The following is a 7,016-nucleotide window of genomic DNA, read 5'->3' as shown; positions in this document are numbered from 1 at the left end:
CGGGCTGATCCAGAGCCAGGTGCTGCAGAACTATAACGGCCGCTTTCGCCTGGCGCTTAACGCCAGTGCCTCGCCGGATACCGCCAGCAACCGCTTTGTGCGCCAGTACGGTGGCTCGGGAATTCACCATGTCGCCCTGCGCACCAGCGCCATGCGTGACACCAGCGCAGGGCTGCGGCAGGCGGGCACGCCGCTACTGCCGATTCCCGGTAACTACTACCGCGACCTAGCCGCGCGCTTCGACCTACCGGCGCAAACCCTGCAATGGATGCAAGAACACCACATTCTCTTTGATCAGGATGGCGACGGTGACTTCCATCAACTGTATACCCAACCCGGCCGCCAGGCGTTCTTCTTCGAGCTGGTGCAGCGTGAAGGTTACCAAGGGCTGGGCGCACCCAATGCCTTTGTGCGCGTCACCGCGCAGCAGCGACTGGAAGCGGAAACTAACAGCAGCGCTCAAGATGCTGCTGTTTGATCCTAACCTTCTGCGGGATGAAAACATCGATTGCATCACCTCTGAACAGATCGATCCGCATGTGATACCGCTGCGTACACACTATATTGAGCAACTTGTCTCGCCTTCTGCTCACTCCATGCCATGAAGCGCCAGAGAAATAGCGTACACTTATTCGTTATTCGAACTTAACCAATTGCCTTCATGCGCTAAGGGGCCGCTATGCTCGCTATACTTGGGATTACCACGCCCATATTCCTACTTATTGGCTTGGGATATATAGCGAGATGGAGCGGCATTATCCAGCGCGATCAGATGCAGGGGGTGGGCGTCTTTGTGCTCTACTGCGCGCTGCCCGCGCTCGTGATTCGCGCGCTCACCCAGCAACCTCTCGAAGAGGTTTTCAAGCTCAACTATCTGGTGGCTTACGGGCTGGGCTCTATCGCCGTTTTCGGTGCAGGGTTCCTGCTCTGCTTAAAACTACAGCGCCAACCACTCAACGCCAGCGCCATGCAGGCGCTCGGCATGGCGGCCGCCAATAGCGGCTTTGTGGGTTATCCCGTGGCCGCCATGGTCATCGGTTCGCCTGCGGCGGTGCTGTTAGCGCTCAATATGCTCGTTGAAAACTTGCTGGTTCTTCCCGCAGCACTGATTCTGGCCGAAATGGGTAACCACCAAGGTGCTAGCGTATGGAGAACCGTTAAGAAGACCGCCCTAAGCTTAATAAAAAACCCGGTGCTGCTAGGTTTATTAATCGGCATTAGCATAGCCGTTACAGGCTTTTCGCTTCCGCTACCACTCTTTAAAGCCATTGATATGCTGGCCGAAGCAGCGGGCCCAGCGGCGCTGTTTGTGATCGGCGGCGCGCTCTTTGGCCTGCAGGTTAAAGGTATGGCGAGCGACGTAGGTCAAATTGTCATCGGCAAACTGATTATTCACCCCCTGCTCATCTTCATCGCCTTCTATTTTGTTCCAGGCATTGATCCGCTTTATATGGCCGGTGCCTTGCTGTTTGCTGCCGCGCCGATGATCAGTATTTATCCCCTGTTTGGCCAGCGCTATGGTTTAGGCGGCGTTAGCGCTGCGGCAATGCTGGTGGCGACAGTCGCTTCGTTCTTTACGCTTAGCCTGATCATCGGGCTGATGTCACTCTCAGGAATGCTAGCGTTTTAAAACTCTAAAAAACAAACACTTACCGTACATAAGGACAATAAAAAATGGGCCAACATTCTTATCAAGACAAAACCTCACAACAGCCCTGCGCCGTGGTTACCGGCGGGGCTAGAAATATTGGCCAAGCCATTGCTTTACGACTTCAACAGGATGGCTATCGCGTTATCGTGGCGGATATCGTCGCGCCGAAGGCCGACTCTTTACAAGAAGACGCCTACCAGGTCGACCTTGCCGACGCCAGCGCTACTCGCCGGGTGATGGAGGAAATCGCCGAACGATATGCGGTGTCCCGGCTGATCAATAATGTGGGTGTTGTGGCACCAGCGCTACTTGAAGAGGCACGGCTTGAGGACTTCGATAAGCTCATGCATCTGAACGTGCGCTCTGCGCTGGTCTGCACTCAAGCGCTACTGCCCACTATAAAGGCACAGGGCTTGGGCCGTATCGTCATGAATGCCAGTCGTGTGGTGCTCGGTAAAGAGGCGCGCACTATCTACAGCGCAACGAAAGGGGCACTGCAGTCCATGGCCCGCACCTGGGCGCTGGAGCTTGCTGAGCACGGTATTACGGTCAACTGCGTGGCACCCGGCCCTATCGCCACTAGTGCCTTCTGGCAAAACAACCCGCCCGACTCTGAGCGCGCCCGACGTATCATCGATAACATTCCGCTAAGCCGAATGGGACAACCTGAAGACGTGGCCCAGGCTGTCAGTTTCTTTTGCGACGAGCGTAGCAGCTTTATTACCGGCCAGACGCTGTTTGTCTGCGGTGGAGTGACGGTCGGTTAACTCAGCTTTGGCGTAACTCGTCAGTGCTATTCCGCGCGCCACGTCGGGAGGCGGCAAAGCGATAAACGGCCAGGCCGATGGAACCCACGGTCAGCGCGATGAATGCCCAGGTAATCGGCCCGCGCACAAAGATCGAGAGGTCGTTGGAGCCGATGAGTAGAGAACGACGTAGGTTGTCTTCGAACATCGGCCCCAGAATGAAGCCAATCAGAAACGGCGCCGCCGGTATGGCGACACGATTGAAGATATATCCCAACACCCCAAAAGCCAGCATCAGCCACACGTCGAACGTGGCGTTATTGACCGCATAGGCGCCGTAAACACAGAACATCAAGACGATAGGAAAGAGAATTGACTTGGGGATATCAGCAATTAACGAGAAGTACTTGATGGCAACGTTACCCACCACCAGCAGGATGACCGAGCTGCACATAATCCCCAGGAACAGCGCATAGATCAGCGACAGGTTTTCCTGGAACATAAGTGGGCCAGGGGTTAACCCGTGCACCATAAAAGCCCCCAGGATAATAGCGGTGATAACATCCCCTGGAATACCGAGCGATAACAGCGGAATTAGCGTTGCCCCAGCAACGCCATTGTTACCGGCCTCAGCCGCGGCCACCCCTTCTACCTCGCCCTTGCCGAAATTTGCTCTGTTAGGAGAACGCCGACGGGCATCGCTGTAGGAGATGAAGGCTGCCGCCGTCGCCCCGGTGCCGGGGATGGCGCCAATAATCACGCCAATTAAGCTACCTCGCACAATGCTTTTCATACAACGCTTGAGTTCAGAGAAAGCCAAACCCGCACCACTCGCCTTCGCCTTAATATGCGGGATCGCTTTCTTACGATAAAACTCGATGATTTCTGGAATCGCAAACAGGCCGATCAACAGGGGGATAAAGGAGATGCTGTCCATCAGGTTGTAGCTGTCGAAGGTCAGCCGCTGGGAACCGAAGACCTCATCCAGCCCTACCATGGATAACAAAATACCTAGCAGCGCTGCCATCAAGCCCTTGATCATAGAGCCGCTGGCTAGCGAGATGATAATGGTGAGCGAAAAACAGATCAGCCAGAAAAATTCGGGAGCCCCGAAGTTCAGTGCAATTTTGGCCAAGTAGGCGGCAAAAAAGATCAACGCTATGTTGGAGATAAAATCGGCAATAACCGATGAGTAAAGCGCAGCCTTTAGCGCTTTTTTTGCATGCCCCTGCTGAGCCATCGGATAGCCGTCTAGCAAGGTACAGGCCGAAGCGGGGGAGCCCGGGGTTCTGATTAGAATGGCAGTAATCGAGCCACCGTACATCCCCCCCTTATAGATGCCTACCAGCAGCAGGATAGCGGCAACTGGCTGCATGGAGAAGGTAAAAGGGAGTGCCAAGGCCACCGCCATGGTGGCGGTTAAACCAGGAATGGAACCCACCACCACGCCGATCACCACCCCTACGGCGATGGCCAGAAAGTTATCCAGGCTAAAGAATATACCAACCACTTCCGAAAAGTTTTCCATAGGACACCCAGAAAAATAAGTAGCGAATCAGAAACCGAGCGGCATTATCGGTAGTGGCACGTTCATTACTTCTACAAATAAGAGCGTCACAATAATAGGAAACAGAAATGCCAGGCTATATACCCACCAGGTGCGAACCGGGTGTGCTACGAAAAGAACGAGTGTTGCCAAAATACCGCAGAACACGGCACCCATCGCCTCAAACAAGGCAACATATATCACCAGTGACAACACCATTAGCACGAAACGCCGCGTAGAGCCTTTCTCAATCGCCCGCTCATCCTCCTCGGCTCTCTGTTCCATAATGAAGGCCTGAAGAATAAGCAGAACCGAAAACAGCAGGATCAGCCAGCCGATAATCGTCGGCAGCCATCGCGGCGACATCATGGGGTTTTGTAGGATTGGCGGTTCGTTTATATAGTTGGGTACCAGATAAAAGACCAACACTATGGCAAACCCCAGCAATACAATGCCGGTGATGAGGTCGCTGGTATCTTTTATTTTCACTCTGCGCTTGGAACCCGAGGGTGTCATCGCGGCCTTCTCCTGGGCAACAAGAGAGGCGAGGGTAGCGGCCCTCGCCTCTCTGTTATAACGGAAGAGTAGCTAGTTACTGGCTAATACCGGCCTGCTGTGCAACGCCTTCCCAACGTTCGACTTCATCGGCGATAAACTGCTTGAACTCTTCGCCAGACACCTGACCCGGTTCGGCGCCCAATTGATCAGCAAAGTCCACAAACTCTTCACGCTCCATCACCTTAGCCAGGGCATCCCGCATAACGTTTTGCGCCTCTTCAGGGAAAGAGCTGTGTGCCACCAGCCCAAACCATGCCGTTGTGACGAACTGGTCGAGGTTATACTCGCCCACTTCCGATAGCGTGGGTACATCAGGCAAATACTCTGACCGCTCAGCAGAGGTAACCGCCAGAGCACGCAAATCACCTGAGCGAATATGCGAAAGGACAGTCGGCATGTTCTCAAAGGAGACATCGACATCACCGCCCAATAGCGCAGGAAGCGCCGCACCACTGCCGGCAAAAGGCACTGCCGTCATATTGGTCTCTGTCAGCGTCTTGAATAGCTCACCGGACATATGGATGGAACTGCCCACGCCACTGTGGCTAAAGGTCATGTTCTCTTCCTTTGCGGCTTCAACGAACTCAACGACACTTTCATAAGGGCTATCGGCAGGCACCACCATGACATTGGGGATATCGATCATGTTCTGCAGGAAGACAAAATCTTCGACGGGATCGTAGCTAAGATCGGGATAAATAGCTGCACCGATAGTGTGGCCGGGTGATGCCATCAGAATCGTATGGTCGGCGTCACGCCCACCGCGGGCAAGACGACCGGTGCCCACCGTAGAACCCGCTCCAGGGCGATTCTCCACAACCACGTTAGCATCAAGCTCTTGCTGAAGAAGATCCGCGACCCGGCGGGATAATACATCCGTGGTGCCACCAGGGGCGTAGGGGACGACAAGACGAATATCGTCAGTAGGCCACTCATTGGCGCTGGCGGAGGAAACCGCTAGGCCCAGTGCCAGAGCGCTACCGAAGGCAGCCAGACATGATGCGCTAAGGAGTTTATTCATTGTTATCTTCCTGTGCGTTGCTAAGCGATTGCTTATACTTAATTATTGTTCGTAAGGCGTACACATATTCGTAACATCTAGCTGGAGATTACGTTGTTGCTAACCCTTTAAAAAACACAACTTTAGTAGTAAGAGGCGAGATAGTTGGCTGAAAGGGTGACTCACGTTCGCACTGCGAACTTTTTTACGCTAATCTTTTACCTCTCGTTTCAGAACAATGGATAGTAAAAATGCAGGAAGAAATGCTGAGTGAAGACAGTCGCGACTTTGTAACGGCGCTTGCTAGCGGCCTGGAAGTTATTCAGGCATTCGATCATGAGCACCCGCGTATGACACTAAGCGAAGTCGCCGCGCGCACGGGGATGAACAGAGCAAAAGCCAGGCGTTTCTTGCTCACACTGCATGCACTGGGATACGTACGAAAACAGCAACGCTACTTTGAATTGGCGCCCCGCGTGCTACAGCTCGGCTATGCCTTTTTATCGGCGAATAATTACCGGGATGTTATTCAGCAACATTTAGAAGACATTACCGCCGAAACCGGCGAATCTTCCTCCCTTGGTGTGCTAGATGGCAGCGATGTGATTTACGTCGCCCGCTCGGCAGCCAAACATCGCTTGATGGCGATTACGCTATCTGTCGGAACAAGGCTGCCAGCGGCACATACGTCCATGGGACGCATACTGCTGGCCCAGCTCAGCGAGGCGGATCTTGATCACTTCCTATCGTCGGTTGCTCTTGAGCCTTACACGGATAAAACGGTGACCGATGTTAATGAATTACGCAGTCAGATAATCAGTGCCAGGCAGCAGGGCTATGCGATTTCTGATCAAGAGCTGGACTCAGGTTTGCGCTCCATTGCCGTTCCTGTCTACGACGCCAAGCAGCATTTAATGGGCGCGATCAATATCAGCACTAACGCTGCTCGGGTCGATCTTGATACGTTGATTAATGTTTACTTACCTGTTTTACAAAAAAAAGTAGCTCAAGTAAGAGCGCATATTAATTAGATCCAACCATCACTGCCTCTAGCGCAGCTCGATAGCCTTGAACCCCTAGCCCGGCAATCACTCCATCAGCGCGCAGCGAGACGTAAGAGTGATGCCTAAACGCTTCCCGCTTATGCACATTAGACAAATGCACCTCAATCACTTTGCCATCAAAAGCATTGAGAGCATCAAGAATGGCCACTGAGGTATGCGTGTAGGCAGCGGGGTTAATAATAATCGCTTGGGTGCCATCCAGGCGTGCGGCGTGAATGGCATCGATTAGTTCGCCTTCATGATTGCTCTGCAGGCAAGTGATGTCCCAGTCGGCCATCACCGCTTTCTCCCGCAGGATGTTATTCACGTCGTCTAACGTATCGTACCCATATATTTCTGGCTGACGACTACCCAGCAAGTTCAGATTGGGGCCATGTAATACCAATACCTTTCCTTGACTCATAACTCTCTTCAACCTTATGGGTTAGTGGATAGATTGACCTAGCTGTCT

7 protein-coding genes and 1 pseudogene are annotated in these 7,016 nt (G+C 53.3%); 4 read left to right on the top strand and 4 right to left on the bottom strand.

Annotation, left to right across the window (positions count from 1 at the left end; translation table 11 throughout):
* The 3 genes and pseudogenes from JI62_RS22540 to JI62_RS00795 all read left to right on the top strand — a co-directional run.
* A pseudogene (locus tag JI62_RS22540) lies at positions 1-478 on the top strand (hypothetical protein); the annotation flags it as partial.
* 201 nt (positions 479-679) lie between these two features.
* Complete coding sequence (locus JI62_RS00800; RefSeq protein ID WP_088698335.1) at positions 680-1,630, top strand: AEC family transporter; 951 nt, start codon at positions 680-682, stop codon at positions 1,628-1,630.
* A gap of 44 nt (positions 1,631-1,674) precedes the next feature.
* A complete protein-coding gene (locus JI62_RS00795) occupies positions 1,675-2,418 on the top strand; it encodes an SDR family NAD(P)-dependent oxidoreductase (RefSeq protein WP_088698334.1) in 744 nt (247 codons plus the stop codon).
* Position 2,419: 1 nt separating this feature from the next.
* Here the strand turns inward: JI62_RS00795 and JI62_RS00790 are convergent, their stop codons facing one another.
* The 3 genes from JI62_RS00790 to JI62_RS00780 all read right to left on the bottom strand — a co-directional run bounded on the left by JI62_RS00790 (position 2,420) and on the right by JI62_RS00780 (position 5,522).
* The gene (locus JI62_RS00790; protein ID WP_088698333.1) at positions 2,420-3,925 is read right to left on the bottom strand and encodes a tripartite tricarboxylate transporter permease; all 1,506 of its coding nucleotides are present in this window, start codon (positions 3,923-3,925) and stop codon (positions 2,420-2,422) included.
* A gap of 27 nt (positions 3,926-3,952) precedes the next feature.
* The gene (locus JI62_RS00785) at positions 3,953-4,459 is read right to left on the bottom strand and encodes a tripartite tricarboxylate transporter TctB family protein (protein ID WP_088698332.1); all 507 of its coding nucleotides are present in this window, start codon (positions 4,457-4,459) and stop codon (positions 3,953-3,955) included.
* A gap of 76 nt (positions 4,460-4,535) precedes the next feature.
* A complete protein-coding gene (locus JI62_RS00780; RefSeq protein WP_088698331.1) occupies positions 4,536-5,522 on the bottom strand; it encodes a Bug family tripartite tricarboxylate transporter substrate binding protein in 987 nt (328 codons plus the stop codon).
* 230 nt (positions 5,523-5,752) lie between these two features.
* On the opposite strand from JI62_RS00780, the gene JI62_RS00775 reads away from it, so the two are divergent.
* On the top strand, positions 5,753-6,532 hold the full coding sequence (locus tag JI62_RS00775; RefSeq protein WP_088698330.1) for an IclR family transcriptional regulator domain-containing protein: 780 nt from the start codon (positions 5,753-5,755) through the stop codon (positions 6,530-6,532).
* Here JI62_RS00775 and aroQ read toward each other — a convergent pair.
* The gene (gene aroQ, locus JI62_RS00770) at positions 6,525-6,968 is read right to left on the bottom strand and encodes a type II 3-dehydroquinate dehydratase (protein ID WP_088698329.1); all 444 of its coding nucleotides are present in this window, start codon (positions 6,966-6,968) and stop codon (positions 6,525-6,527) included. The two genes, JI62_RS00775 and aroQ, sit on opposite strands and share 8 nt — an antisense overlap.
* Positions 6,969-7,016 lie beyond the last annotated feature (48 nt).

This window comes from Halomonas campaniensis (genome assembly GCF_002211105.1).
Classification (GTDB): Bacteria; Pseudomonadota; Gammaproteobacteria; order Pseudomonadales; family Halomonadaceae; genus Vreelandella; species Vreelandella campaniensis_A.
Note: the sequence above shows the minus strand (reverse complement) of the source record. Positions and strands in the feature narration are given on the sequence as shown.

Excerpts from the sequence above, each read along its gene's own strand:
- JI62_RS00800 (WP_088698335.1), top strand. The coding sequence starts at position 680 with ATGCTCGCTATACTTGGGATTACCACGCCCATATTCCTACTTATTGGC.
- JI62_RS00795 (WP_088698334.1), top strand. The coding sequence starts at position 1,675 with ATGGGCCAACATTCTTATCAAGACAAAACCTCACAACAGCCCTGCGCC.
- JI62_RS00790 (WP_088698333.1), bottom strand. The coding sequence starts at position 3,925 with ATGGAAAACTTTTCGGAAGTGGTTGGTATATTCTTTAGCCTGGATAAC.
- JI62_RS00785 (WP_088698332.1), bottom strand. The coding sequence starts at position 4,459 with ATGACACCCTCGGGTTCCAAGCGCAGAGTGAAAATAAAAGATACCAGC.
- JI62_RS00780 (WP_088698331.1), bottom strand. The coding sequence starts at position 5,522 with ATGAATAAACTCCTTAGCGCATCATGTCTGGCTGCCTTCGGTAGCGCT.
- JI62_RS00775 (WP_088698330.1), top strand. The coding sequence starts at position 5,753 with ATGCAGGAAGAAATGCTGAGTGAAGACAGTCGCGACTTTGTAACGGCG.
- aroQ (WP_088698329.1), bottom strand. The coding sequence starts at position 6,968 with ATGAGTCAAGGAAAGGTATTGGTATTACATGGCCCCAATCTGAACTTG.